The 1,518-nt window shown below is 56.7% G+C and carries 2 protein-coding genes; both read left to right on the top strand.

Translation table 11 applies throughout. From position 1 onward, the window contains the following. On the top strand, positions 1–1,070 hold a 1,070-nt coding region (locus X742_RS140525), incomplete at its 5' end, for a protein kinase (RefSeq protein WP_023775590.1). A gap of 90 nt (positions 1,071–1,160) precedes the next feature. After that, positions 1,161–1,518: glycoside hydrolase domain-containing protein (locus X742_RS0139415; RefSeq protein ID WP_210164359.1), on the top strand; the 358-nt coding region annotated here is incomplete at its 3' end.

Here is a 1,518-nt window from a genome sequence, read left to right as displayed (position 1 = left end):
AGCCGCAGAACCTGCTCGCATATCGAGGAAGGCTTTGTTTCTCGGATTTCGGCTTGGTCAAGTATCCTGACCTGAAGCCGATTACTCCTCACAGGCGAGACGTGGGCGCTAAATTCACCATGGCGCCAGAGATGCGACGCGAGGCGGCGGCGGCGGACGGCCTTGCCGCAGACGTGTTCTCGTTCGCCAAAACCTTGTGGATATGCCTTACCGGGCAAGCCTTGGGCTTTGATGGACCTTATGTCGCCTCATCATCCGTGGGACTGCGAAACTATCTTCCCGGGGAGTACACGACAACACTGGACCACCTGATGTCAGACTGCACCCAGCATGATCCTGCCGCGCGGCCTACCATAGCCACACTGGTGGATCGCCTGCGCGACTGGTTGCGGGTGATGGATGATTTCGAACTGCGGAACGCCCGCGAGTGGGAAGAATTTGCCCAGCGCTTTTTCCCGATCGAAACCCCCACAGATGCCACCTGGACGGACATCGATGCCATGGCCACTGTGCTGAACGAAGTGGCCAAGGTGCCAAGCCTCAATCACATGTTCGTCCCCAGTGGTGGCGGAATGACACTTTTGGGAGCCAGAAGAGCCCCGGAACTGGGGTTTATCGAGCTGGACGTTGGATTGACCATCCTGCTCAAGCCATCCAAGTTGACTTACGTTTCGTTCGGCCTGGATCCAAAATGGAATTATCTTAGGCTAGAGGCCGCGCCTGTCCAGGCAACCGGCTATTACGAAGTTCAGGACGGCGACTTTTATGAGTACTTGTCGGAGCTTGCGCCGGCACAATATGCCCATCCCGACGTCTGGGAATATCACCGTGAAAACGAGCAGAAGCTGCCGGCCAGCGCGAGGGGTCTGACCCGATACCTGAAGGGAAGCTTCGTGTTCTTCAGCACGAGTTCACCCTACAATCAGACCCCCGCCACCTACGACGCTCGGCACGAGAGAATGACCGAGCTGGAGTTCCGAAACTACATGCATCGAAGTGCGATCGATTCCGCGAGCAGAGATCCAAAGCCGGATAGACCGAGTGCCGTTAGCAATGTTCGGGTACTTTAAGCAAGATTATCAAAGGCGGCGGCGCGGGATCTTGTTCCGATGCCGGGCGCTGGGCGATTTGTTCACTGGCATATGGTGTGTACAGAGCCTTTGACCGCACCCGCTGCGGGCTTTGCAGCCCTGTGGACGATGCTGGCGATGGGTGGCTGGGCGTTCTTCCCCATCTACAATGGCGGTGATCTTAAAGACATGATGCTGAAACCGAAGCTCGGCGAAAAGCATGGCTTAAAGGCCGCAAGGTTCATGCATGCGTCCGGGTTTGCGGAAGGGTCGATCGTCTATTTGGATATCGAGAAGCCGGCCGACCGAGCCCAACTCTCTCCCTACATTGAGAATTGGATTGCGGCCGTCAAAGGCAATAGCTTCTATCCAGGGGTGGGTTCAACCGGTCACTGCAACACCTTGTGTAGCCTATCGGCGGGTGTTTCGAAGTCCAGGGTTTTTCGGG

The organism is Mesorhizobium sp. LNHC229A00 (assembly GCF_000502415.1).
In the GTDB taxonomy this organism is placed as follows: domain Bacteria; phylum Pseudomonadota; class Alphaproteobacteria; order Rhizobiales; family Rhizobiaceae; genus Mesorhizobium.
This window is presented reverse-complemented; position numbering and strand designations above follow the sequence as displayed.